23 protein-coding genes and 1 tRNA gene are annotated in these 23,373 nt (G+C 60.3%); 10 read left to right on the top strand and 14 right to left on the bottom strand.

The annotated features are described in order from the left end of the window. Positions 1-30: 30 nt before the first annotated feature. From AXW84_RS24390 to rpmH, 5 genes are all read right to left on the bottom strand, one after another. The gene (locus AXW84_RS24390) at positions 31-723 is read right to left on the bottom strand and encodes a hypothetical protein (protein ID WP_157886772.1); all 693 of its coding nucleotides are present in this window, start codon (positions 721-723) and stop codon (positions 31-33) included. Positions 724-835: 112 nt separating this feature from the next. After that, a complete protein-coding gene (locus AXW84_RS02855) occupies positions 836-1,222 on the bottom strand; it encodes a hypothetical protein (RefSeq protein ID WP_068228403.1) in 387 nt (128 codons plus the stop codon). A gap of 50 nt (positions 1,223-1,272) precedes the next feature. Further along, positions 1,273-2,970, bottom strand: a complete 1,698-nt coding sequence (locus AXW84_RS02850) for a S41 family peptidase (protein WP_068228396.1) — start codon at positions 2,968-2,970, stop codon at positions 1,273-1,275. A 24-nt stretch (positions 2,971-2,994) separates the two neighbouring features. Beyond that, on the bottom strand, positions 2,995-3,483 hold the full coding sequence (locus AXW84_RS02845; protein ID WP_082773661.1) for a ribonuclease P protein component: 489 nt from the start codon (positions 3,481-3,483) through the stop codon (positions 2,995-2,997). A gap of 47 nt (positions 3,484-3,530) precedes the next feature. Beyond that, positions 3,531-3,689, bottom strand: a complete 159-nt coding sequence (rpmH, locus tag AXW84_RS02840; RefSeq protein ID WP_068228392.1) for a 50S ribosomal protein L34 — start codon at positions 3,687-3,689, stop codon at positions 3,531-3,533. A gap of 199 nt (positions 3,690-3,888) precedes the next feature. On the opposite strand from rpmH, the gene AXW84_RS02835 reads away from it, so the two are divergent. Then, positions 3,889-5,622 carry a M61 family metallopeptidase gene (locus AXW84_RS02835; RefSeq protein ID WP_068228389.1) on the top strand — a complete coding sequence of 578 codons (1,734 nt, stop codon included), beginning with the start codon at positions 3,889-3,891 and terminating at the stop codon, positions 5,620-5,622. 70 nt (positions 5,623-5,692) lie between these two features. Here the strand turns inward: AXW84_RS02835 and AXW84_RS02830 are convergent, their stop codons facing one another. From AXW84_RS02830 to AXW84_RS02820, 3 genes are all read right to left on the bottom strand, one after another. After that, positions 5,693-5,941 (bottom strand): hypothetical protein, encoded by a 249-nt coding sequence (locus AXW84_RS02830; protein WP_068228385.1) that lies wholly within the window; start codon positions 5,939-5,941, stop codon positions 5,693-5,695. A gap of 72 nt (positions 5,942-6,013) precedes the next feature. Further along, complete coding sequence (locus AXW84_RS02825) at positions 6,014-6,946, bottom strand: PfkB family carbohydrate kinase (protein ID WP_068228381.1); 933 nt, start codon at positions 6,944-6,946, stop codon at positions 6,014-6,016. Positions 6,947-7,091: 145 nt separating this feature from the next. Then, positions 7,092-7,165: transfer RNA gene (locus AXW84_RS02820), tRNA-His, on the bottom strand. A 90-nt stretch (positions 7,166-7,255) separates the two neighbouring features. Here AXW84_RS02820 and AXW84_RS02815 point away from each other — a divergent pair. Next, a complete protein-coding gene (locus AXW84_RS02815; RefSeq protein ID WP_068228378.1) occupies positions 7,256-8,665 on the top strand; it encodes a DEAD/DEAH box helicase in 1,410 nt (469 codons plus the stop codon). A 93-nt stretch (positions 8,666-8,758) separates the two neighbouring features. Here AXW84_RS02815 and AXW84_RS02810 read toward each other — a convergent pair whose 3' ends face one another. Continuing rightward, positions 8,759-9,205, bottom strand: a complete 447-nt coding sequence (locus AXW84_RS02810; RefSeq protein WP_236943234.1) for a hypothetical protein — start codon at positions 9,203-9,205, stop codon at positions 8,759-8,761. Positions 9,206-9,293: 88 nt separating this feature from the next. Beyond that, complete coding sequence (gene upp / locus AXW84_RS02805; protein WP_082773660.1) at positions 9,294-9,995, bottom strand: uracil phosphoribosyltransferase; 702 nt, start codon at positions 9,993-9,995, stop codon at positions 9,294-9,296. A 415-nt stretch (positions 9,996-10,410) separates the two neighbouring features. Here upp and AXW84_RS02800 point away from each other — a divergent pair, with 415 nt between their 5' ends. The 6 genes from AXW84_RS02800 to AXW84_RS02775 all read left to right on the top strand — a co-directional run bounded on the left by AXW84_RS02800 (position 10,411) and on the right by AXW84_RS02775 (position 17,867). Continuing rightward, positions 10,411-12,189 carry a capsule assembly Wzi family protein gene (locus AXW84_RS02800; RefSeq protein ID WP_068228377.1) on the top strand — a complete coding sequence of 593 codons (1,779 nt, stop codon included), beginning with the start codon at positions 10,411-10,413 and terminating at the stop codon, positions 12,187-12,189. Positions 12,190-12,195: 6 nt separating this feature from the next. Next, positions 12,196-14,040, top strand: a complete 1,845-nt coding sequence (locus AXW84_RS02795) for an ABC transporter ATP-binding protein (protein ID WP_068228375.1) — start codon at positions 12,196-12,198, stop codon at positions 14,038-14,040. Positions 14,041-14,098: 58 nt separating this feature from the next. Further along, the gene (locus tag AXW84_RS02790; protein ID WP_068228366.1) at positions 14,099-14,539 is read left to right on the top strand and encodes a hypothetical protein; all 441 of its coding nucleotides are present in this window, start codon (positions 14,099-14,101) and stop codon (positions 14,537-14,539) included. A gap of 30 nt (positions 14,540-14,569) precedes the next feature. Further along, positions 14,570-15,166, top strand: coding sequence for a D-sedoheptulose 7-phosphate isomerase (gene lpcA, locus AXW84_RS02785; protein WP_068228364.1), 597 nt, complete (start codon positions 14,570-14,572; stop codon positions 15,164-15,166). Positions 15,167-15,293: 127 nt separating this feature from the next. Beyond that, on the top strand, positions 15,294-16,829 hold the full coding sequence (locus AXW84_RS02780) for a YifB family Mg chelatase-like AAA ATPase (protein ID WP_068228362.1): 1,536 nt from the start codon (positions 15,294-15,296) through the stop codon (positions 16,827-16,829). Positions 16,830-16,835: 6 nt separating this feature from the next. Then, positions 16,836-17,867: a quinone-dependent dihydroorotate dehydrogenase gene (locus AXW84_RS02775; RefSeq protein ID WP_068228359.1), complete on the top strand. Its 1,032-nt coding sequence runs from the start codon at positions 16,836-16,838 to the stop codon at positions 17,865-17,867. On the opposite strand, the gene AXW84_RS02770 is transcribed toward AXW84_RS02775, so the two are convergent. After that, positions 17,812-18,498 carry a hypothetical protein gene (locus AXW84_RS02770; protein ID WP_068228356.1) on the bottom strand — a complete coding sequence of 229 codons (687 nt, stop codon included), beginning with the start codon at positions 18,496-18,498 and terminating at the stop codon, positions 17,812-17,814. The two genes, AXW84_RS02775 and AXW84_RS02770, sit on opposite strands and share 56 nt — an antisense overlap. A 468-nt stretch (positions 18,499-18,966) precedes the next feature. Here AXW84_RS02770 and AXW84_RS02765 point away from each other — a divergent pair, with 468 nt between their 5' ends. Both AXW84_RS02765 and AXW84_RS02760 read left to right on the top strand, forming a co-directional pair. Then, positions 18,967-19,638 carry a porin family protein gene (locus tag AXW84_RS02765; protein ID WP_068228353.1) on the top strand — a complete coding sequence of 224 codons (672 nt, stop codon included), beginning with the start codon at positions 18,967-18,969 and terminating at the stop codon, positions 19,636-19,638. Positions 19,639-19,912: 274 nt separating this feature from the next. Beyond that, positions 19,913-20,491 carry a porin family protein gene (locus tag AXW84_RS02760; protein WP_068228350.1) on the top strand — a complete coding sequence of 193 codons (579 nt, stop codon included), beginning with the start codon at positions 19,913-19,915 and terminating at the stop codon, positions 20,489-20,491. 79 nt (positions 20,492-20,570) lie between these two features. Here AXW84_RS02760 and AXW84_RS02755 read toward each other — a convergent pair whose 3' ends face one another. The 3 genes from AXW84_RS02755 to plsY all read right to left on the bottom strand — a co-directional run bounded on the left by AXW84_RS02755 (position 20,571) and on the right by plsY (position 23,318). Continuing rightward, positions 20,571-21,944 carry a dipeptidase gene (locus AXW84_RS02755; RefSeq protein ID WP_068228347.1) on the bottom strand — a complete coding sequence of 458 codons (1,374 nt, stop codon included), beginning with the start codon at positions 21,942-21,944 and terminating at the stop codon, positions 20,571-20,573. A 76-nt stretch (positions 21,945-22,020) separates the two neighbouring features. Continuing rightward, a complete protein-coding gene (locus tag AXW84_RS02750; RefSeq protein WP_068228344.1) occupies positions 22,021-22,590 on the bottom strand; it encodes a GNAT family N-acetyltransferase in 570 nt (189 codons plus the stop codon). Positions 22,591-22,679: 89 nt separating this feature from the next. Further along, the gene (gene plsY, locus AXW84_RS02745) at positions 22,680-23,318 is read right to left on the bottom strand and encodes a glycerol-3-phosphate 1-O-acyltransferase PlsY (protein WP_068228341.1); all 639 of its coding nucleotides are present in this window, start codon (positions 23,316-23,318) and stop codon (positions 22,680-22,682) included. Between the last annotated feature and the right edge of the window lie 55 nt (positions 23,319-23,373).

Here is a 23,373-nt window from a genome sequence, read left to right as displayed (position 1 = left end):
ATTTGACAAGCATTCGAATAATTAATGATTTTAATAAACCTCGTCCTTTTTAATTTTATAATTTGTTAGCTTCAGCATTTCTAGACACAATTCTTTAACAGGATGCTTTTCTACATCCACCGAAACAGCTTTGTATTTTCCCTTATAGTATACTTCCAAGGTCCAATTAGAGCCGTCTGTATGTGGTCCAGACATGTATTTGCGCTGCATTTGCCAGAACTTAATTGCCTCTAGCTTCTGCACAACTAATGGCATTTTATTAGTTTCTAACAGTGTAACTTGTTGTTGGTGCACATAAGGCAATGGTTTCCCCAAACACTTTTCTCCCTTCTTAATTGGGCAATCATGGTTGAGACGAGATATATCTTCTTTGTACAAAGCAAACCATTCTTCATACAGCTTTCTGGTACCGTTTGAATCGTAGATTTCCGGACGGTTTTCGACACGAACGACAACGTAGTGGTGAAATGCACTATACCAAGAAAAACGCAATGCGATTCTGGCAGTATCAGTCAACTTCTCATAATCTTCCTCGTTATTACGCGCAAAATAAACTTGCCCCCATTGTTTATCAGTAAGATTACTATTAAAACGAACAGTGTCAATCCAAGCTAATGAATTGACACTGTTCGTTTTTGAAACCACTTTTTCTTGCTGATGCGAGCATCCCGCAAAAAAGAAGCAGGTAATTGCTAGAGATGAGAGAGTGGATTGCAAATTCATATTACAGTAATAGTTTCTATTACTTCGTGCCCGCTAACCTGCGGTCGCTAGCAACTTATTTGCTAGTTATCATAAAATTGACAGTTACTCAGGACGGTAGCTAGGGAATCGGTTATTCGTTTTTTCCGCTAAGCAAGTCGAGGATACGGTCAAGTTTAGTATCCAAATTAATAACCTGTATTCCTACAAGGGAAACAGCGTTTTCTACATCACCAATCCGCGTATTCGCAATGGACTGGTTCTGTTCTATGGCACCTATTTTATGCGTCAATTTGCCAAGCTCCGCCTGCACATTACCAAGGTCCGCCCGTACCTCTTGCCGCAGCTCGTCCATCTCCCGCAAAACAAACTGCACATCGTCACTCTGAACCTTTCCAGCTTCCAGCAACTGGTTGACAGCCCCAAAAATCTGCTTGAGTTGCGCCGTGTGGCGGTCAGCAACGGCCAGCGTCTGAGAAACAAGCGGTTCGAGTTGGTCTGGGCGTTGGTCGGCAGTCATAGAAAAAATATAAGAAAATTAATTGTGCCACGAGCGGGCTCCGTAAACTGCTACTTCGTGCCCGCCGACTTGCGGGCGCTGGCGGCCTGGCCGCTGGGTTTCAGCAGGGCGGCGTAGCGGTTGGGGTCGTTGAGGACGGCTACGGCGGCGAGAATATTGGGGTCGTCGTCGAAGCCAGCCTCGGTGCGGCCCTTCTCGTAGTAGTAGCGCGACACGATTTCCTGCTCCAGGATTTCCTTGATTTCGGGCTTGAAGCGCTGCAAATCGTTGGCTTTATTAACGACCATTTTGCGCCGCATGGCTTCCAGCTCGGTTTTCACGTCGTCGTAATGCTTTTCCTCCTTCAGCCGCTTGCCGAGGTCGGTCAGGGATTTCTCGGAATCGGTGCTGTAGCTGATGTTTTTGCCCTGGAGGTAGGCCACAAACTTCTGGTAATCAGGCTCCGAAAGCTTGAATTCGCGAGCCGGGGCAATGCTGGCGTGCTCGGACCGGAAGCGGGTGGCGTAGTCAAACAAGTAGCTTTTCTGGAGCAGCACGCGGGTGATGTCAGCGATTTCGCGGTCGGCCACTTCCACATCCGGGGCCACGCCGCCGCCATCGTACACGGTACGACCGGCGGTGGTTTTGAAGGCCGTGCGCAGCGAGTCGGGGAATTTGCCCAGTGTGCCGTCGTCGGCGCGGTGGCTATAGTCAATCTCCTGGATGCAGCGGCCGCTGGGGATGTAGTACTTGGCGGTCGTCACCTTCAACTGCGAGTTGTAGCTCAGGGGCCGGGTGGCTTGCACGAGGCCCTTCCCGAAGGTGCGCTCGCCCACCAGCACGGCGCGGTCATAGTCCTGCAACACACCCGATACAATTTCCGAGGCCGAGGCCGAGCGGTTGCTCGTGATGATAGCCACCGGGATTTGGGTATCCAGCGGCAGGTCGAGGGCCTTGTAGGTCTTGTTCCACTCCGTCACCTTGCCTTTGGTACTTACCACATCCAGGCCCTTGTCGATGAACAAGTTGGAGATATTTACCGCTTCATTCAGCAGGCCGCCGGGATTATCGCGGATGTCGAACACGATTTTTTTCGCGCCCTGGGCCTTGAGCTTGGTTACGGCGGCGCGCACTTCCTTACCCGCGTCCACGGTGAAGGTGGCGAGTTGGAAGTAGCCAACTTCGGGCGAAATCATGCCCACGTAAGGCACGTTTTCAACCTGAATTTTATCGCGGGTGATGGCTACTTCCACCGGCTTGTCCTGGCCGTAGCGCGTCACAAGCAGCTTTACCACCGACAGGGCCTGGCCCTTGAGCAGCTTGCTGATATCGTAGTTCGACTTTTTCTCAATCACCACGCCGTTGACGCTGATGATTTCATCGCCCGGCAGGAGGCCCGCTTTTTGGGCCGGGTAGCCTTCGTAGGCGCTCTGCACCACGGTTTTGCCGTTGCGCTTCACCGTCAGGATGCCAATGCCGCCGTACTGTCCGGTCGTCATGGTACGAAAATCCTCGATGTCGTCCTCCGGGATGTAGTTGGTGTAGGGGTCGAGCGATTTGAGCATGGCGTCGAGACCCGTTTTCACCAACTTGCTGGGGTTGATTTCGTCTACGTAGTAAGTGTTCACCTCGCGGAACGTGGTGGCGAAAATGTCGAGGTTTTTGGCAATCTCGAAGTAGCGCTCGTTATCGGCAGCGGTACGGAACGAAAACAGGAGCGCGGCGCTACCGAGTGCGGCACCGGCAAAAAATTTGTGTCGGAGGGTCATGGAGCGGCGGGGCGAAGGGCGAAGCTACACGGCGGGCGGCGAAGCCGGGCGGGGAACCGCCGTACCGAGCAAACGATGGAAGGCGGAAATTAATTTTTTTTCCACCAACGGCAACGCACTTTTTTCCTTGCCGGTATAAATAATGCCCAGCACGCCCACCAGATGCCCCCCTGGGTGCTCCACAAGCCGATATTTATTCAAGCGGTACGCCTCCCGGATGAGGCGCTTGAGGCGGTTGCGGTCGACGGCCCGCTTGAAGCCGCGCTTGCTCACGCTGATGAGCACTTGGGGCGGGGCCCCAGTGGGCGCCTCGCTGGGTAGCCACACGATGCGCAGGGGGTAAACGCCAAAAGAGGAACTCTGCTTCCCAAAAAGCTCATCGATGAGCTTTTTGCGGCACAGGTGTTCCTCTTTCGAGAAGGTGTAGCGGCGCGTTGGCGCAACGCCCGGAACCTCACTCCCGGGCCCCTTCTCCGGGGGAGAAGGTGAGCCCAGGGATTGAATTTGTTCCATAGCTAAGTAAGCTAACAGCTGTTAACCATCAGCTAACAGCCTAATTACTAGCGCTTGTGACGGCCTTCGTCGGATACGGTGAGACGCTTGCGGCCTTTGGCGCGGCGACGGGCCAGCACGTTGCGGCCGTTAACGGTTTCCATGCGGTTGCGGAAGCCGTGCTTGTTGCGACGCTTGCGCTGCGAAGGTTGGTAGGTGCGTTTCATGTCAAATCAAGTTTCGAGTTGGGCCGGCAAAGGTACGGGTAAGTGCCAAGATTCGCAAGCGCCCGGGCCACAATTGGTTCCGGCCGATGCGCTTGGCCCCAAGCGGTTGCGCTGGGGCCCTAATTTAATTGGCTTCGGGCGGGGGCGGCTTGCGTATGCAGGGCCCTAGCTTTGCTCTCCCACCAGCCCATTGCCGCCCATGATTCAGTACCGCGTTTCCTACGAGAACCCGCTCACGTTTTACCTGCAAGTGGAAATGACGCTGGCCGTGCCCGCCGGGGGCACCGCGCCGCTGGCATTGCAGCTGCCCGCCTGGCGGCCGGGCCGCTACGAGCTGCAAAACTTCGCCCAAAAGATTCAGAAGGTGGAAATCAGCGACGCGGCCACCGGCCAAGCCCTGCCCTACCGCAAAACTACCAAGGACCGCTGGGAGGTAGCCGGCGCGGCAGGTAAGGAACTGAAAATCAGATATAATTTCTACGCCCACCAGATGGACGCGGGCGGCTCGTGGCTCGACGAAACCCAGCTCTACCTCAACCCTGTGCAGTGCCTGATGTACGCCGAAGGGCGCGAGCAGGAGGAATGTGAGCTGGCCCTGGCCTTACCCGACGGCTGGCAGGTGGCATGTGGCTTGCCCCAGGGGGGCCCCAACGTGTTGCGGGCGCAGAACTTCGACCAGCTGGCCGACGCGCCACTCATCGCCAGTCCTACGCTAGTGCACCAGCAGTACGAGGTGGGGGGCCTGCCCTTCCACGTGTGGGTGCAGGGCGAGGCGCCGCTGCACTGGCCGCGCATGCTGGCCGACTTTAAGGCGTTTTCGGAAGCGCAGGTGGCGCTGTTCGGGGGCTTCCCGGTGGCTGATTACCACTTCCTGAACCAGCTGCTGCCCTACAAGCACTACCACGGCGTGGAGCACCACAACTCGACGGTGATTACGCTGGGGCCCGCCGAGCTTATTATGACGGAGGCGCTGTATAAGGAGTTTCTGGGCGTGAGCTGCCACGAGCTGTTTCACACCTGGAACATCAAGAGCATCCGGCCCGCCGAGATGCAGCCCTACGACTACGCCCGCGAGAACTACTTCCGCACCTGTTTCATTGCCGAGGGCATCACCACCTACTACGGCGAGTACCTGCTGGCCCGCAGCCACGTGCGCACGCCGGCCCAGTACTTCGAGGAGCTGGGCGCGGTGCTGCACAAGCACTTCGCCGACGCGGGCCCCGACAACCTCTCGCTGGCCGACGCCAGCGTGGACCTGTGGCTCGACGGCTACAAGCCCGGCGTGCCCGACCGCAAGGTATCGGTGTACCACAAGGGGGCCCTGGCGGCGCTGCTGCTCGACCTCACGCTGCGGCAGCTCTCGGGCCACGCGCGTAGCCTCGATGACGTGATGCGGCGGCTGTACGCTGAATTTGGCCAGACCGGCATCGGCTACACCGAGGCTGACTACATCCGCTTGGTGGAGGAGGTGGCCGGCCGGAAGATGAGGGCCTACTTCGATAAGTTTATTTACGGGCTGGAGCCGCTGGCCCCGCCCCTTGACAAAGTGCTGCACACCGTGGGCTGCCAATTGATGGTGGCCGGAAACGGGTCGGCATCGGAAGGGCGCTTCGGCTTCCGCACCGTGGGCCGCAACGAGCGCACCGAGGTCAGCGGCATTTGGCCCGGCTCGCCGGCCGCGGCCGTCCTCACCGTGGACGACGAGGTGGTGGCCGTGAACGGCCGCCGCGTGGACCTAAACCTGCAAACCCTGCTTAGCACGGGGGACCCCAGCTACGAAATCAGCGTGTTTCGCCAGCACCGGCTGCTGACCGTGACGCTGACGGCGACGGAAGGTGCCAGCTACGGGCCCCGGTACTCGGTGGCCAAGCTGGCCGAGGCCGACGCGGCCCAGCGCGAAGGGTTTGCGAAGTGGCTGGGCTGGGATTTTTAGCCCGCCGCTTTTGCAACAAAAAGCCCCGCCGGAATGATCCGACGGGGCTTTTTATTAACTTAGAAATGGCTTAGTGCTTGGCGTCGCCGCCTTTGCCCACTTTGCCGGTATTCACCGACATGGGCTTGTTGCCCTGCGGATTGCTGCGGATTTTGTCAACGCCCTTGCCCACGCTGTTGCCATCGGTGGTGTTGCCGTGGGCCGATACGTCGGTCGTGTTCGGGCTTTGCACTTGCGTGCTCTTTTTCTTGGTGTTGGCCGCGGGGTTGACGGACGTTTTAGCGTTCGTGAGGTCGGTCTCTTTCTTGGATAAGGACATGGCGACGGGGGTTTGCGGTGGGAGATGTAAGGTGTACCGGTCTTGCTGCAAAAGGGTTGCGCCGCCGGGGCCCTAGCCGGCCGTCACCAACGCCGGCTCTACCCGTACCAGCTCGGCGAACTGGGCTTCGCGGGCTTCGATTTCTTCGGCCGAGAGGTTTAGCAAGCGCTCGGTCCCGAATTTCTCGACGCAGAACGAGGCCATGGCCGAGCCGTGGATGACGGCGCGCTTCATGTTTTCGAAGCTAATGTCGTCGGTGGCAGCCAGGTGGCCGATGAAGCCGCCCGCGAAGGTGTCACCGGCGCCAGTTGGGTCAAATACGTCCTCCAGCGGCAGGGCCGGAGCGAAGAACATCTTACTCTTGTGGAAGAGCAGGGCCCCGTGCTCGCCTTTTTTGATGATGAGGTACTTGGGGCCCATGGCCTGGATTTTCTTGGCCGCCTTCACCAGCGAGTACTCGCCGGAGAGCTGGCGCGCTTCCTCGTCGTTGATGCTGAGCACGTCGACCATTTCGATGGTGGCCAGCAGCTCTTCCAAGGCCACGTCCATCCAGAAATTCATCGTGTCCATCACAATCAGCTTGGGCCGGTTGACGAGGCGCTGGATAACGAGGCGCTGCACGGCGGGCGTCAGGTTGCCCAGCATCAGGTACTTGCAGTCCTGGTAGCCGTCAGGAATGGCGGGGTCGAAATTGGCCAGCACGTTTAGTTCAGTAGCCAACGTTTCGCGCGAACTGAGGTCTTGCGAGTACTTGCCCGTCCAGGCAAAGTTTTTTTCGCCCGCCTTGATCTGCAACCCATCTGTGTCCACGCCATGTGCTTGGAGCAGCAGGGTATCGGCGGGGTTAAAATCATCGCCTATTACGGCCACCAGCTTGACTGGCTTCACCGAATAAGAGGCAGAAAGGCAAATGAATGGAGCTGCACCGCCCAGAATTTTATCGACTTTGCCGAAGGGCGTTTCAATAGTGTCCAGCGCAACGCTGCCGATGACAAGTAAGCTCATTGAAGGAGGGTTGAGTTGTAGAATAGTTAGGAGAAGAAAGGACGGCAACCGCCTAAAGCCGACCGGCAAAAAGCAATTGCTAAGCTTAAGACACGGCAATAAATAAAAAAGTCCCCGGAATGACTTCCGGGGACTTTCAAATGAGGGTAAATAATGGGGCTCGAACCCACGACCTCCGGAATCACAATCCGGCGCTCTAACCAGCTGAGCTATATCTACCAGGTGGTTTTTGGTGGTGCAAAGATAGGAAAGGATGCGGTAGCGGGCAAAAAAACTTCGGATGCAGGCCAAATACCCGACCTTTGCGGGATGGAACCCACTGCTGCCCCGTCGTTCAACGATTTCAAACTCAACAAACAATTGCTCACGGCCGTGGCCGAAGCCGGCTTCACCGAGCCCACGCCGGTGCAAGCCCAAACCATTCCGCTGCTGCTGGCCGGGCACGATTTGCTCGGCATTGCCCAGACCGGCACGGGCAAAACGGCCGCCTTTGGCTTGCCCCTGCTGATGAAGGTGAAGTACGCCCAAGGCGTGAACCCGCGGGCCTTGGTGCTGGCCCCCACCCGCGAGCTGGCCATGCAAATCGAAACCCACCTCAAGGCGCTGGCTACGCAAACCGACCTGCGCATTTTCGCCATCTACGGTGGCCTGGGGCCCAAAACCCAGATTGAAACCATTGCCCAGGGCGTGGACATCCTGATTGCCACGCCGGGCCGGCTGATGGAAATTTACCTGAAGGGGGCCCTGCTGCTGAAGGACTTGAAGACGCTGGTGCTCGACGAGGCCGACAAGATGATGGACATGGGCTTCATGCCCCAGATCCGGCGCATTCTGGAAATCATCCCGCGCAAGCGCCAGAACATCCTGTTTTCGGCCACCATGCCCGAGCGGGTGACCTTGCTGAGCGAGGAATTCCTGGAGTTCCCGGTGCGGGTGGAGGTGACGCCGCCGGCCCAAACGGCCTCGACGGTGACGCAGACGCTGTACCAGGCCCCTAACCTGCTCACCAAAATCAACCTGCTGCACTTCCTGCTCCACCGCGACCAGGACACCATGACGCGCGTGCTGCTCTTCACCCGTACCAAGGAGCACGCCGACCAGGTGGCGCACTTCCTGGAGCGCAAGGCCCCGGCGGGCGAGGTGCGCGTGATTCATGGCAACAAGGGCCAGAACGCGCGCATCAACAACATGGACGCGTTCCGGGCCGGGAAGGTGCGCTACCTGGTGGCCACCGACGTGGCGGCCCGCGGCATCGACGTGCCCCAGGTGAGCCACGTCATCAACTTCGACGTGCCCATCATCCACGACGACTACGTGCACCGCATCGGGCGCACGGGCCGGGCCCTGCACACGGGCGCGGCCATCACCTTCGCCAACGAGGCCGAGATGGTGCACATCGCCGAGATTGAGCAGCTCATCAACCAGACCATTGAGCTGCTGCCGCTGCCCGAGGAAGTGAAGGTGGAAGAAACCCCGTTTGAGGAGCAGCAAACCATGAGCCGCGAGCTGGACGACCGCCGCAAGCTGCTCGACCCCGAGTTCAAAGGTGCTTTCCACGAGCGCAAGGAGTGGATCAAGCCCGGCGAAACCATCGACAAGCGCACGGGCAAGGTATTCCAGGCCGGCAAGAAGAAAAGCTCCAAAGGCGCCAAGGCCAACCCGGGCAAAAAGGGCGCCTCCGCCCCCGGCGTGAAGGCCCTGAAGCGGCGCGGGCGGTAGCAACCGGCGACTAGTGCACAGGAACAAAAGGCTGGGGCCCTGGAAAGCAGAACGTTCTGGTTTCCAGGGCCCCAGCCTTTTGTTCTAAGCGCATCAATGGTGGATCAGGTGCCCGAACCGGACGCTGGCCAGCGTGAGCACGCTGCCCCAAAACACGGCGCTCCAGAGCATGTGCAGCAGGATGCGGCCGCGCGGCACGCCCAGCAGCGTGGCGATGACCGTGCCCCCGATGGGCGAAAGCAGCACCGGCGTGAGGAAGGCAATGCCGCCCATGCCAAACCGCCGGAACACCTTAATGATATTGCGCGAGCGCGACGAAAAGATGGGCACCCGCCGCAGCCGCCGCTGCTGCTGCTTGTGCCGCACCCACACTCGGCCCACCCCCGAAATGATGAACACCGTGGTCATCATACCCGCCACGGTGAGCAGCAAAGTGAAACCAAACGGCAAGCCCATCGACACCCCCATCAGGGGGCCGCCCAAAAACTTCACCATGCTCAGCAGGAACACGGAAGCGTATTTGAAGGCGTGGGGAAGCACAGCAGGGGGTTGAGCAAAGACGACAGACGAAGGACAAAAACCCCGCCAGCGGTAAAGGTACCCCCACCAGCGGGCCGGGGCCCCGGCGCTAGATTTTGCTACCGAAGGACAAGTCGCCGGCGTCGCCCAGGCCCGGGATGATGTAGGCCTGGTCGTTGAGGCGCTCGTCGATGGCGGCCACCCAGAGGTGGGCCTCCGGGATTTCGCGGGCCACGTGGGCCAGGCCCTCGGGCGAGGCAATGACGGCTGCGATGTGCACCTGCCGCGGCATGCCGAAGCGCAGCATGGCCCGGTAGGTTTGCACCAGGCTTTTGCCGGTGGCCAGCATGGGGTCGGCCAAAATCAGCACCCGCTCGTCGAGGCTGGGGGCGGAGAGGTAATCTACCTGCACCGTTACCTGGGCCGTGCCCTCGATGCGGTAAGCGGCCACGAAGGCGCTGGGGCTCTGGTCGAAGTAGTTCAGGAAGCCCTGGTGGAAGGGCAGGCCGGCCCGCAGCACGGTGGCCAGCACCGGGAAGTCGTGGAGCAGCTTGCCAGTGGTTTCGGCCAGGGGCGTCTGGATGGTTTTGTCGGTGTAGCTGAGGTGGGCGCTGATGCGGTAGGCGATGATTTCGCCCAGCCGCTGCAAGTTGCGCCGGAAGCGCAGGCTGTCTTTCTGCACGTCGCGGTCACGCAGTTCGGCCAGGAAATGGTTGGCGATGCTGGGCTCGGCGCACACCTCGTGCACGCGGGGGTTGGCCTCGGCGGCGGAGGTGGTTTCGGAAGCGGGAGCGGACGGAATGGCGGCCATGCGGCGGGATTTTTTTGAAAGAAAAGAACCGGCCGGCCAGGCGCCAACCGCGTCCCGAAGTTGGCACAAAAACCCCCAACCCCCAAAGGGGCCCGCCCCACGGGGGCCCCGGACAGGGCCCCGCCTTGCCAACGGCCGCTTGCGTAGGTTTGTTAATTAATTCGTGCGGCGCGCAATGCCCTTGGCTTTACAGAGTTGCTTACTTGCTATGAAACAAATTCTTTTACTCCTAGCTACCTGCGCATTACCGGCTGGCTTCGCAGCGGCTCAAACGCCCACTGCCCCGCCACCCGCCGCGCCTACGGTTCCGGCGCGGGGCACCGAAACCTCGAACTGGTACATCTTCAACGACACCCTGAAGCCCGCGGCTAAACCGCTTCTACCTGCCCCGACGGCATCCCCGGTAGCTACCCCAATGGCAACGCCAGGGGCGGCCCCGGTAGCAGCGCCGCAGCCCGCCAGGGCCCCGGCGGGCGTGGCAGCCCCGGCTAGCCCCGCCCCGTTCTCGACCCAGGGCCCCACCTACGTGCCACTCGACGCGGACACCTACCGGCTCATCGACCGCTACGTTATTAAGTATGGGCCCGACTCGCTGAACGACCCGCACACCAGCGCCCGGCCCTACACCCGCGCCGGCGTGGGCCGCCTGGGTGAGCGACTGCTCTCGCCCGACAGCGCGACCTGGGGCCCCGGCACGCTTTCGCGCGCCGACCGGTTCAACGCGCAGTACTTATTGAAAGACAACTGGCCCAGCTCGCCCCTGGGAACGGCCCTTAACCAGAGCGCCAAGCCCATCCTGACGTATTTCTACCGCGACCAGACCGATTTATACAGCGTCCAGACCAAGGATTTCACACTACGAGTGAACCCCGTAGCGCTGCTGGAAGGCGGCAAGGACAGCAAAATTGGCGGCTTCCGCTACGTGAACACCCGCGGGGCCCAAATTGAGGGTTCGGTAGACCAGCGCCTGGGCTTTTACCTGTTCCTCACCGACAACCAGATGGCCGTGCCTGGCTACGTGCAGGACCGCATTTTGCGCGACACCATTGCGCCGCACGAAGGCTACCTCAAGCCGTTCAAAGCAGCGGTTATCGGCCCGGGCAGTAGCGCCTACGATTTCTTCACGGCGCGGGGCTACGTTACCTACGCGGCCACGAAACACATCAACGTGCAGTTTGGGCACGACCGCAACGTTATCGGCAACGGCTACCGCTCGCTCATTCTATCGGACTACAGCGCCCCGTACTTCTTCCTAAAGCTGAACACGCGCATCTGGAAGCTCAACTACCAGAACCTGTTCACGGAGATGATTGCGGAACGGAAAAACGCCGACCAGGTGTACCCCAAAAAGTACCTAGCCCTGCACCATTTGAGCCTCGACGTGACGAAGAACTTCAACATCGGCCTGTTCGAATCGGAAGTGGTGGGGGCCCCCGGGCGCGGCCTGGAAATCCAGTACCTCAATCCCGTCATCTTCTACCGCGCCATCGAGCAAAACGTGGGTTCGGCCGACAACGCGCTGCTGGGCCTCGATTTTAAGTGGAACATCAAGCACACGGCCCAGCTGTATGGGCAATTGGTGCTCGACGAGTTCAAGCTCAACGAGGTGCTGTCCGGCAACGGGTGGTGGTCGAATAAGCAAGCCGTGCAGCTGGGCGGCAAATACATTGACGTGGCGGGCATTCAGAACCTTGATTTGCAGCTCGAATTCAACTACATCCGCCCCTACACCTACCAGCACACCTCCTTCTACACGGCCTACACCAACTACCAGCAGCCCCTGGCCCACCCCATGGGGGCCAACCTGGCCGAGGTGCTGGCCATCGTCAGCTACCAGCCTCTGCCGCGGTTGAACTTAGTGGCCAAGGCGTTCTACACCAAGCAGGGCCTTGATTACGGCCAGGATTACGCCGGCAACCGCGTCGCCAACTACGGCGGCAACCCGCTGCTGCCCTACGTGCCCCACCCCCAGGACTACGGCAACCGCGTGGGCCAGGGCAACCAAAGCAAGCTGTTTCACTTCGACTTTACGGCCACGTACCAGCCGCGCCTGAACCTGTACCTGGACGCCAAGCTCATTGCCCGGCACCAAACGCTGGACCAGCCCTTGCCCTACGCCGTGGGCACCGGCACCGAAACCTACGCCTCGGTGGCCGTGCGCTGGAACATCGCCAAGCGCCTGAACGAATTTTAGGGCCCCATGAAGACGTACCTCCGCATCCTGCAATACGCCCGGCCGTTGGCCAACTTCTTGCCGCAGTACCTGCTTTACACGGTGCTGGGAACGTTTTTTGGGCTGGCCAACTTCACGCTCATCATCCCGCTGCTGCAAGTATTGTTCGACAAAACGGACAAGGTACCGCAGGTAGCGCCTGACCATTTACCGGCTTTCCACCTCGGGCTGGGCTGGATTAAAGACACCTTTAACTATTTCTTCGCCGGCGTGCTGGCCTCGCAGGGCAAGCTGGGGGCCCTGGCTTTCGTGTGCTTCATCGTGGTAGTGTCGGTCATGCTGAGCAACTTGTTTCGCTACCTCAGCTTGCGGCTGCTGGCCACGGTACGCGCCCGCGTGGTGCGCAACCTGCGCCGGGCGCTGTACTACCGCGTGGTGGAATTGCAATTGGGCTACTTCTCGGGCGAGCGGAAGGGCGACCTAATGTCGCGCTTCACCAGCGACGTGCAGGAAGTGGAAACCTCGGTGGTGAACACCATGACGGCCGTCATCCAGGAGCCGTTGAAAATCGTGGCCTTTTTCGCGCTGCTGTTCTACATCTCGGTGCCGCTCACGCTGTTCACGCTCATTTTGCTGCCGCTCTCGGGCGGGGCCATTGCGGGCGTAGCCAAGCGGCTGCGGCGGCAGGCCGAGGTCAGCCAGAGCACGCTGGGCTCGATGATGTCGGTGATTGAGGAAACGCTGGGCGGCGTGCGCGTCATCAAGGCGTTCAACGCGCAGGCCTACATCAAGGGCAAGTTTGAGGAGCAAAACGACCACTACGCCCGCACCTCGCGGCGCATGGACAACACCCGCGACCTGGCCTCGCCATTCTCCGAATTTGCTGGCGTGTCGGTGGTAGCGGGGCTGCTGTACTTTGGCGGCTCGCTCATTTTGGGCGGCAGCTCTACACTGACGGGCGAAACATTCATCGGCTACGTGGTGCTGTTTTCGCAAGTGCTCACGCCGGCCAAGGCGCTGTCGGGCTCGTTCGGCAACATCCAGCGCGGGCTGGTGGCCGGCGAGCGGGTGCTGCGCATCATCGACACCGAACCGACGGTGCGCGACCGGCCGGGGGCCCTGGTGCTGCCACCCTTTGAGCACGAGATTGAGCTGCGCGACGTGCAGTTCAGCTACGGCGATACGCCCGTGCTCTACGACCTGAACCTGACCATCAAAAAAGGCCAGATGGTGGCGCTGGTGGGCCCCAGCGGCGGCGGCAAAAGCACGGTAGCCGACCTGCTGCCGCGTTTCTACGACGCCAGCGGCGGGCAGATTTTCATCGACGGGCACGACGTGCGCGCCTGCACCATCCACTCGGTGCGCGACCAGATGGGCATCGTCACGCAGGAAAGCATCCTGTTCAACGACACGATTTTCAACAACATCCGCTTCAACACCGAGGCCACCGAAGCCGAAGTCATCGAAGCCGCCAAAATCGCCAATGCCCACGAGTTCATCGTGGCCAGCCCCAACGGCTACCAAACCATGATTGGCGACCGCGGCGGCCGTCTTTCGGGCGGACAGCGCCAGCGCCTGAGCATCGCCCGCGCCATCCTGCGCAACCCACCGATTCTAATCCTGGACGAGGCCACGTCGGCACTCGACACCGAGAGCGAAAAGCTGGTGCAAGAGGCCCTGCAACGCTTGATGGCGGCGCGCACTTCGCTCGTCATCGCCCACCGCCTGAGCACGGTGCAGCACGCCGACGAAATCATCGTGCTTCAGCACGGCCGCATTGTGGAGCGCGGCACCCACGACGAGCTATTGCGCCGGCCCAGCGGTGTTTACCAACGCCTTAGCTCGCTGCAAACCAACGCCGCGCTGGTGTAGGGCCCCGGCGCGGCCTATCTTTATTGCTGAACCCTCTACTCAAAAAATTTCTCTGCTCATGGTTGCGCTCAAACGTTTCGTTTCGGTAGTGGTGATGGTGTACTTGCTGCTGGCTCTGCTGTTCATAATGGTGCCAGCGGTGCGGAATCAAATAGCCGACCTGGGAACGGCGCTGTCGCAAGTGGAGCGAGAGCGGGACTTCTTCCAGATGCTGGCCACCATCGGGGCCGTCATCCTAGCCGTGCACCTGGTTGTTGAAAACCTCGATAGCAGCATCCTGCGCCGCAACGTGGCCAAGCAAGACGGCCGCATCAACGAACTGAAGGCCAAGCTCTACGACCACCAGCAGACGAGCCAGCCGCTGGCCACCGGGCCCCTGGGCACGCCCGCCAACCGCTACGAGGCCCCCACCGCGGCGCCCGAGCCCGAGCGCCCGCTGTTTCCGCAGAACGACCCCGGCCTGCCCAATACGCCCTCGGCCGAGCGGCCGCGGCTGTAATTCTTTTTACCCACGCCCTACCCTTTTCGCGTGCCCCACCCCACCACTGCCCTTACCACGGCCATCCACGCCGAGTTGGCCGAAGCCCGCACCGTACTCGACCGCTTCCTAGCCGACGAAACCAACCTGGCCCGCATTGCCCACACGGCCGAGCTGATGGCCACCAGCCTGCGCAACGGCGGCAAAATCCTTACCTGCGGCAACGGCGGCAGCCTCTGCGACGCCCAGCACTTCGCCGAGGAGCTGAGCGGCCGCTACCGCGCCGACCGCAGGGCCCTGGCCGCCATCGCCCTCACCGATGCCTCGCACATGACCTGCGTGGCCAACGACTACGGCTTCGAGTTCGTGTTCAGCCGCTTCGTGGAGGCCCTGGGCCGGCCGGGCGACGTGCTGCTAGCCATCAGCACCAGCGGCAATTCACCCAACGTGCTCCGCGCCGCCGAGGCCGCCCGCGCCCAGGGCATGAAAGTAGTGGCCCTCACCGGCAAGGACGGCGGCGAGCTGGCCGGCATCTGCGACGTAGAAATTAGGGCCCCGCACAGCGGCTACGCCGACCGCATCCAGGAAATCCACATCAAGGTGATTCACATCCTGATCATGCTGATCGAGCAGTTGGTTATCAACTAATTTCTGCTTGAACAGATGGTAATGCTAATGGTAATGCTAAGAAAAGGCCGTCATGCTCCGCTGCACGCTGCATGACGGCTTAATTATCAATTAATCAATTACATAACTTCTATTACTAATTATTTTTATGCTAACCAAAACCTTCGGCTCGGCCGTGCAGGGCGTCAATGCCTACACCATCATTGTTGAGGTGGTGGTGTCGGCCGGGACGGGATTTAACGTGGTGGGCTTGCCGGATAATGCCATTAAGGAGAGCCAGCAACGAATTGAGGCGGCGCTGAAGTTCCGCGGCTACCGGATGCCGCGCACCAAAACCGTGGTAAACATGGCCCCGGCCGACATCCGCAAGGAGGGCGCGGCCTACGATTTGCCCATTGCGCTGGGCATTTTGCACGCCTCGCAGCAGCTGAACACCGAACGGCTGCACGAGTACGTCATCATGGGCGAAATGTCGCTCGACGGCGAGCTGCGGCCCATTAAGGGCGTGCTGCCCATTGCCATTCAGGCCCGCAAGGAAGGCTTTAAGGGCATCATCCTGCCCAAGGAAAACGCCGAGGAAGCGGCCATCGTCAACCACCTCGACGTGCTGGCGGTGGGCAGCATGCAGGAGGCCATCGACTTTCTGGAGGGCCGCGCCGACATCAAGCCCACGGTGGTGGACACGCGCGACTTGTTCCAGCACGCGGTGAACAAGTACACGGCTGATTTTGCCGACGTGCAGGGCCAGGAAAACATCAAGCGGGCCCTGGAAATTGCCGCCGCCGGGGGCCACAACGTGATTATGATCGGGCCGCCCGGGGCCGGCAAAACCATGCTGGCCAAGCGCTTGCCCAGCATTTTGCCGCCGCTGAGCATGCAGGAGGCCCTGGAAACCACCAAAATTCATTCGGTGGCCGGCAAGCTGGGGCGCGGCGGCCTGCTGAGCACGCGGCCCTTCCAGGCCCCCCACCACACGATTTCGGACGTGGCCCTGGTGGGCGGCGGCAGCAACCCGCAGCCGGGCGAAATCTCGCTGGCCCACAACGGCGTGCTGTTCCTCGACGAATTGCCTGAGTTCAAGCGTTCGGTGTTGGAGGTGATGCGCCAGCCACTGGAAGAGCGCCGGGTGACTATCGCCCGCGCTAAGGTCAGCATCGAGTTTCCGGCCAACTTTATGCTAATTGCCAGCATGAACCCGTGCCCGTGCGGCTATTATAACCACCCCGAAAAGGAGTGCGTGTGCGGCCCCGGCGTGGTCCAGAAGTACCTCAACAAAGTCTCGGGGCCCCTGCTCGACCGCATCGACCTGCACGTGGAAGTGACGCCCGTGACCTTCGACCAGATGACGGAAACCCGCAAGGCCGAAACCAGCGCCGACATTCAGCCCCGCGTGGACCGGGCCCGGCAGGTGCAGGAAGCCCGCTTCAAGGAGTTTCCCGACGTGCACTCGAACGCCATGATGCCGCCCCAGATGGTGAAGGACATCTGCGAAATCAGCCCCGCTGGCCGCATGCTGCTGAAAACGGCCATGGAGCGCCTCGGCCTGAGCGCCCGCGCCTACGACCGCATCCTGAAAGTGGCCCGCACCATCGCCGACCTTGCCGGTACCGAAGAAATCCAGATCCACCACTTGGCCGAAGCCATCCAGTACCGCAGCCTCGACCGCGAAGGTTGGGCCGGGTAAATCACTATGTATAAGTCCGTCGTCAAGCCCCTGCTGTTCAAACTCGACGCCGAGCGCGCCCACCACCTCGTGTTTGACAACCTGCGCCGGGCGGCCCGCGTACCGGGCGTGGGGGCCCTGCTGCGCGGGCTGTACGACTACCAGCACCCGAGCTTGGAGCGCACGGTGTTCGGCTTGAAATTTCCGAACCCGGTGGGCCTGGCGGCGGGCTTCGACAAAAACGCGGCCCTTACCGACGAGCTGGCCACGCTGGGCTTCGGCTTCGTGGAGATTGGGACGGTAACGCCCCGGCCGCAGCCCGGCAACCCGCAGCCTCGCCTGTTCCGGCTGCCGCAAGACGGGGCCCTGATCAACCGCATGGGCTTCAACAACGATGGGGCCCCGGCGGTAGCGGCGCGGCTGGCGGGGCGGCGCAACCGCCAGCTCATCATCGGCGGCAACATCGGCAAGAACAAGGACACGCCCAACGCCGAAGCCGCCGCCGATTACCTAGCCGCCTACGACGCCTTGACCGACGTGGTGGACTACTTCGTGGTGAACGTGAGCTCACCCAACACGCCCGGCTTGCGCGAACTGCAAGAGAAAAAGCCGCTCATTGACCTGCTCCAGCAGGTGCAGGCCCGCAACCTGGCCCGCCCCGTACCGCGCCCCCTGCTCCTCAAAATTGCCCCCGACCTGACCGACGCCCAGCTCGACGACATCATCGAAATCGCTGAGGAAACTCACTTGAGCGGCCTCGTAGCCACCAACACTACTATTGGCCGCGGCGGACTGCGCACTGACGCCGGCCACGTAACAGGCCTGGGCGCGGGGGGCCTCAGCGGCCGGCCGCTGCGCGAGCGGGCCACGGAAGTGATTCGCTACCTGCACCGGCGCAGCGCGGGCGGCCTGCCCATTATCGGGGCGGGCGGCATCCACTCGGCGGCCGATGCGCAGGAAAAACTGGCGGCCGGTGCCTCGCTGGTGCAGCTCTACACCGGCTTTATTTATGAAGGGCCGGGGCTGGTGAAGCAGATAAATCGAAGCCTGGTACGATAGCCACCCGCTGGGCCCGCACCCGGCGCTGCCACCACCAAATGACGGGCAGCCCCAGCACCGTGGGCCACAAGAAGTTGTAAGGAAACGGAATAAAGCGCAGGCTGGTGACTGAAAACGCCGACACCGCCGCGATGTAGGAGGCCATAAACCCCGAAATATGGTTTAGCAGCCACTGGTTTTTGGCCCAGTGGCCGGCCTTGGCGTAGCCGCGCAGTTGCCGCACCGCTGTCATGGCCCCCAGGGCCCCAAATACCCCCACGGGTATGTTGCCCGCCGCGAAAGCATACGCCACCGTACCCAAAAATACTACTAGGCCGGTGCTCGCCACGGCCCAGTCGAAAGCCGCCACGCGGGCATTCCAGGCCAGCGGCTTCAGGAAAATGGAGCGGTAGCCAAACCCCGCCATGTACAGGCTAAACACCGCCGTAAGCAGCAAAAACAAGCTATGGATGTGCTGGGCCCCGGCAATGGCCGTGGTACCAGCCACGGCCATTGCCCAGAAAAACACGCGGCCCCAGAGCCGGTGGGCTTCCCCGCCCTTGCGCATTGCCAGGGCCACCGGAGCCACCAAAAACCCAATGATGCCGGCCGTAATGTGCAGGTAGCGGTTGTACTGAAAGAGGGTTTCCATGGCGCGGCGCGGCCACTAGTGCAGCCACGGCCGAAAGATGGAAAAGACTTCGCCACCGGGCTGTCTTTTTTTGCCGAACCGTTTAAAAACCAGTCTCAAACCCGCTGCTGGGGCCCCGGAGTGTCTTAGCATTCGGCCTTACTGGGGCCCGGTGAGTACCGCTTGCGCAAAGCGCCGCTAACACCAACCAGGCGGCCGGCAGCAGCCCCAGTTGGAAATTTACTTGGGCAGCAAATTAAGTATTAAGCCAAGCAGCAATGCAGCCCTAATGCTTTCAGTGCCATTACATCAGTAGCAAAAAAAAGGAGAAATAAATTATGTGAATAAATTCTGAATTATTGAAAATATCGTTTTTTTATAAAACAATTGAAACCCTGTTAATCTTGGGTTCGATATAAGGCACGTTCCCAATGGCGAGTTGCTGTTGCGAATAATTATTAATTATTTCTTTTTTACATTCTTTCAACCATGAAGAAAGTAATCCTTCCCCTCGCCCTCCTTGCCGGCATCGTTGGCACCGCAAACGCTCAAACCGGCATTAAATATGGTGTAAAAGGCGGCTATAATCTAGCTACTTTCTCCGGTACCGATTCGAAAGGCAGCGAGTACAAGTCGGGCTTCACTGCCGGTCTCTACGCCAACTTTGGCATTGCTGATAACTTCTCGGTGCAGCCGGAAGTACTTTTCTCGCAGAAAGGTGCCTCGATTGACAACTTCGAAGGCCTGCCCACTACCCGCTTCAAGACTACCTTGAGCTACATCGACGTACCCGTGCTATTGCGCGTGAACGCCGGCCAGGACGGCAAAGGACTTTTCTTTGAATTGGGCCCCCAGGCCAGCTTCTTGGTACGTAATCGCGACTTTACGCAGACTGGCAACACCAGCACCCAGAGCACAGACAACACCAACAGCGCCGACATGAACAAGACGGTGCTTGCCTACGTGGGCGGTATCGGCTACCAGATCACCAGTGGCCTGAGCCTTGGCTTGCGCTACACCGGCGACTTTACACAAGTGTACAAGCAAGGCATTTCGGCTAACTACGCCGGCCAAGCTTACGCCGGTGGCAACGGCAACAACCCTAGTGTTCACAACTCAGTATTCCAGTTCCAAGTTGGTTACGCTTTTGGCGGCAAATAGCTTCTTTGATAAGACAAAATAAAAGCCCGGCCTCTTGTAAAGGCCGGGCTTTTATTTTGTCTTATCAAAGAAGCTATCATAAGTATTAGTTATTAAATAATATAAAAAAGTTATCAAGTAGTAAAATATTTATCCATTCTATACGTTGCCAAATATCTTATTCGATAAAAAAATAAATATTCGTATTACTGCTCGAAAAAATAACACCGTATTTTTACGACTTGTTATTTTCACCAAATTAATTTTCATGAGAAAATCAATTATTACTATCGCCTTGTTAACAAGCATTGTCAGCGCTGCCCAAGCACAGTACCGGGGCCGCGGCGGCAACGTGTCGCTAGGCCTTAAGGCCGGCGCATCGCTCACCGATTTTGTGGGCCCCAATGCGAAGAATGTTTTTAATAATCGCTTTGGCTTCAACGCTGGCATCTTCGCTAACATTGGCCTCACGCGGCTAGTTGCCTTTCAGCCCGAAGTGCTGTACTCGCAGAAGGGCGCCAAGACCAATGCGGTGGACGTCAACTACCGCCTGCATTACGTTGATGTGCCACTGGCCTTCCACGTCAACACCGACGGGTTCTTTTTTGAAGCAGGACCCCAGGTTGGTTTCCTGGTGGCCGCAAAGTACCAGGCCGGCAACACGTCAACCGACATCACATCCAGCTACAAGAGCATTGATTTCGGCTATTTGGCGGGCCTGGGCTACCAACTAAAGCACGGCCTGGGCGTGGGCCTGCGCTACAACGGGGCGTTTACCAACTTCCCCAAATCATCGATGAATGGCAACACGACGACCCAGCCGCAGCAGCGCAACAGCGCTTTTCAACTCTACGCAACGTACTCGTTTAACTAGCCGCCCGGTTACTTAGGGGCCCAAAAAGGCCCGGCCTCCGTTGGGAAGCCGAGCCTTTTTGGGCTTTGAGTTGGGGGCCCTACCGCGTTTCCGCGGCGGCGTAGTTGCGGTAGAAGTGCGGGATGGTCTCGATGCCTTTCAGGAAGTTAAATACGCCGAAGTGCTCGTTAGGCGAGTGAATAGCGTCGGAGTCGAGGCCGAAGCCGAGCAGCACCGAATCGATGCCCAACTCAGACTTGAACATGGCCACGATGGGGATGGAGCCGCCCCCGCGCGCGGGCACCGGGGCCCGGCCAAAGGTGGTTTCCATGGCGGCGGCGGCGGCGCGGTAGGCGGCCGAATCGGTGGGCGTGACGACGGGCTCGCCGCCGTGGTGGGGGCGCACCTGCACCGTGACGCCGGCCGGGGCAATGCGGGCAAAGTGCTGCTGGAACAGGGCCGTAATCTCGTCGCTGGTTTGGTTCGGCACGAGGCGCATCGAGATTTTGGCGAAGGCTTTCGAGGCAATCACCGTTTTGGCGCCCTCGCCGGTGTAGCCGCCCCAAATGCCGTTCACGTCGAGCGTGGGCCGGATGCTGGTGCGCTCGGGCGTGCTGTAGCCGGCCTCGCCGTAGGCCACCGGCAGGCCGATGCTGGCCTCAAAATCGGCTTCGTCGAAGGGCGCCTTGGCCAGCTCGGCACGGGCCGCGGGCGTCAGCTCCTCCACGTTGGCGTAGAAACCGGGGATGGTGATGTGCCCGTTTTCGTCGTGCAGGCTGGCAATCATAGCGCATAGGGCGTTGATAGGGTTTTGCACGGCCCCGCCGTAGAGGCCCGAGTGCAGGTCGCGGTTGGGGCCCGTCACTTCCACTTCGTGGTAGCTGAGGCCCCGCAGGCCCACCTCGATGCTAGGCACATCGTTGGCCAGAATACCGGTGTCGGAGAGCAGGATGACGTCGGCTTGCAGCTTCTCCTTGTTAGCTTGCACAAAGAGGGCTAGGTTATTGGACCCAATTTCCTCTTCGCCCTCGATCATGAACTTGATGTTGCACGGCACGCCGCCCTGGCCGTCGCGCATCATCATTTCGAAGGCTTTGACGTGCATATAGGCTTGGCCCTTGTCGTCGCAGGCCCCCCGGGCGTAAATCTTGCCGTCCTTGATAACCGGCTCAAACGGGGGCGATTGCCACAGCTCGTACGGATCGGCGGGCTGCACGTCGTAGTGCCCGTACACGAGCACCGTGGGCAGGGCGGGGTCGGTGAGGTAGTCGCCGTACACGATGGGGTTGCCGGCGGTTTCGCACAGGGCCACATTTTGCACGCCGGCTTCTTCGAGGCGGGCCTTGAGAAAATCAGCGGCCCGCAACACATCACCGTGGAACTTGGGGTCGGCCGACACGCTGGGGATGCGCAGCCAGTCAAGCAATTCGTCGAGAAAGCGCTGCTGGTTATCGGCAAGGTAAGAGACGGCCATGGGGTGGGTGGGAATGGTGAAAAATCAGCAATAGTCGGGCAAAAGTAGTCGTACCAGCGTGCTTCAAATGGAATGCCTAAAGGACACCGGCGCGGGCCAGGCGTTGCGCGTACTCGCGCCGGGTGAGGCGGTACTGGGCCAGGGTGTAGTATTCGCCGTCGCGCTTTACGTGCTCCACCAATTCACCCTCCTTCACCATGCCGTTTTTCAGCATCACGGCCCCCGAGCCCGGGTTTTGGGTGGTGTGGTTGGCCAGGATTTTATTCAGCAGCAAGTCGTCAAAGCCGTAGCGCAGCACAGCAGCCAGGGCCTCGGTCATTAGGCCCTGGTTCCAGTAGGCCACGCCCAGCCAGTAACCCACTTCGGCGCGGTCGAAGCGCGGCTCGATTTTGAGGCCGATGCCCCCAATGAACTCGCCGGTGGCCCGCAACTCGATGGCAAACGTGACGCCCGCGCCCACCGCGTGTGCTTCCCGGCTAATTTTCAGCCAGTTCTGGGCGTAGTCGGGTCGGTACGGGTGCGGCATGTTGAGGGTGTTGCGGGCCACGGCCTCGTCGCTGGCCAGGGCCACAATGCGCGGAATGTCGGCATCGGCCAGCTCGCGCAATACCAGGCGCGGGGTTTCGAGGCGGGGAAAGGGGTGCATTGAGGGCATGGAAAAGAAGGAGCGAGAAACGGCAAAATAGAAGCCGGGCAGCGGCTTTACTTCTCCCATTACCTACCGGCGGGACGAAGCTACCGGGCCCAGGGCATGGGCACCCGGCTTTCGGTGCCGGCGCGCAACCGCCCGATGTTGGCGCGGTGGGTGTACACGAGCAGGGCGGCAATGGCGAACCCCACCCACAGCAGCAGCGGCTGTGCCGGCCGAAACGTGGGCAGCAGCTGGAGCAGCGCAAAGGCCAGGCCGGCCGTCATGCTGGCCAGCGACACGTAGCGAAACAGCGCTAGCATGGTCAAAAACACCAGCACGCACATGCCCACCGTGGCCGGGGCCAGCGCCAGCATCATGCCCAAGATGGTGGCCACGCCCTTGCCGCCCCGGAACTGGGCCCACACCGGGTAGATGTGCCCCAGCACCGCCAGGGCCCCGGCGCCCAGCTGCGCGTACAGCAGGGGCCCCGAGCCGCTGGGGGCCACCGCCAGCCACGCGGGCAGGGCCGTGGCCACGTAGCCCTTCAGCACATCAATAGCCATCACGGCCGAGCCGGCTTTTTTGCCCAGCACCCGGAAGGTGTTGGTGGCCCCGGCGTTGCCGGAGCCGTGCTGGCGAATGTCGTCCAGGCCGAAAAAGCGGCGGCCCACCCACAGCGCCGTGGGAATGGAACCGAGCAGGTACGCCGCCAGCAAGGCTAGCAGCAGTAAAGGAATATTCATAGTTGGGCAAAGGTACAGCAGGCCTTGCCCCCCTCCAGGGCCCTAAAAAAGGCCC

The sequence above is a fragment of the Hymenobacter sp. PAMC 26628 genome (genome assembly GCF_001562275.1).
Lineage (GTDB): Bacteria > Bacteroidota > Bacteroidia > Cytophagales > Hymenobacteraceae > Hymenobacter.
The sequence above is the reverse complement of the archived record's forward strand: the minus strand, read 5'-3'. Positions and strand labels throughout refer to the sequence as shown.

Bases quoted from the DNA above. Each gene is read 5' to 3' on its own strand.
- AXW84_RS24390 (WP_157886772.1), bottom strand. From the start codon at position 723: ATGAATTTGCAATCCACTCTCTCATCTCTAGCAATTACCTGCTTCTTT.
- AXW84_RS02855 (WP_068228403.1), bottom strand. From the start codon at position 1,222: ATGACTGCCGACCAACGCCCAGACCAACTCGAACCGCTTGTTTCTCAG.
- AXW84_RS02850 (WP_068228396.1), bottom strand. From the start codon at position 2,970: ATGACCCTCCGACACAAATTTTTTGCCGGTGCCGCACTCGGTAGCGCC.
- AXW84_RS02845 (WP_082773661.1), bottom strand. From the start codon at position 3,483: ATGGAACAAATTCAATCCCTGGGCTCACCTTCTCCCCCGGAGAAGGGG.
- rpmH (WP_068228392.1), bottom strand. From the start codon at position 3,689: ATGAAACGCACCTACCAACCTTCGCAGCGCAAGCGTCGCAACAAGCAC.
- AXW84_RS02835 (WP_068228389.1), top strand. From the start codon at position 3,889: ATGATTCAGTACCGCGTTTCCTACGAGAACCCGCTCACGTTTTACCTG.
- AXW84_RS02830 (WP_068228385.1), bottom strand. From the start codon at position 5,941: ATGTCCTTATCCAAGAAAGAGACCGACCTCACGAACGCTAAAACGTCC.
- AXW84_RS02825 (WP_068228381.1), bottom strand. From the start codon at position 6,946: ATGAGCTTACTTGTCATCGGCAGCGTTGCGCTGGACACTATTGAAACG.
- AXW84_RS02815 (WP_068228378.1), top strand. From the start codon at position 7,256: ATGGAACCCACTGCTGCCCCGTCGTTCAACGATTTCAAACTCAACAAA.
- upp (WP_082773660.1), bottom strand. From the start codon at position 9,995: ATGGCCGCCATTCCGTCCGCTCCCGCTTCCGAAACCACCTCCGCCGCC.
- AXW84_RS02800 (WP_068228377.1), top strand. From the start codon at position 10,411: ATGGCAACGCCAGGGGCGGCCCCGGTAGCAGCGCCGCAGCCCGCCAGG.
- AXW84_RS02795 (WP_068228375.1), top strand. From the start codon at position 12,196: ATGAAGACGTACCTCCGCATCCTGCAATACGCCCGGCCGTTGGCCAAC.
- AXW84_RS02790 (WP_068228366.1), top strand. From the start codon at position 14,099: ATGGTTGCGCTCAAACGTTTCGTTTCGGTAGTGGTGATGGTGTACTTG.
- AXW84_RS02780 (WP_068228362.1), top strand. From the start codon at position 15,294: ATGCTAACCAAAACCTTCGGCTCGGCCGTGCAGGGCGTCAATGCCTAC.
- AXW84_RS02775 (WP_068228359.1), top strand. From the start codon at position 16,836: ATGTATAAGTCCGTCGTCAAGCCCCTGCTGTTCAAACTCGACGCCGAG.
- AXW84_RS02770 (WP_068228356.1), bottom strand. From the start codon at position 18,498: ATGGAAACCCTCTTTCAGTACAACCGCTACCTGCACATTACGGCCGGC.
- AXW84_RS02765 (WP_068228353.1), top strand. From the start codon at position 18,967: ATGAAGAAAGTAATCCTTCCCCTCGCCCTCCTTGCCGGCATCGTTGGC.
- AXW84_RS02755 (WP_068228347.1), bottom strand. From the start codon at position 21,944: ATGGCCGTCTCTTACCTTGCCGATAACCAGCAGCGCTTTCTCGACGAA.
- AXW84_RS02750 (WP_068228344.1), bottom strand. From the start codon at position 22,590: ATGCACCCCTTTCCCCGCCTCGAAACCCCGCGCCTGGTATTGCGCGAG.
- plsY (WP_068228341.1), bottom strand. From the start codon at position 23,318: ATGAATATTCCTTTACTGCTGCTAGCCTTGCTGGCGGCGTACCTGCTC.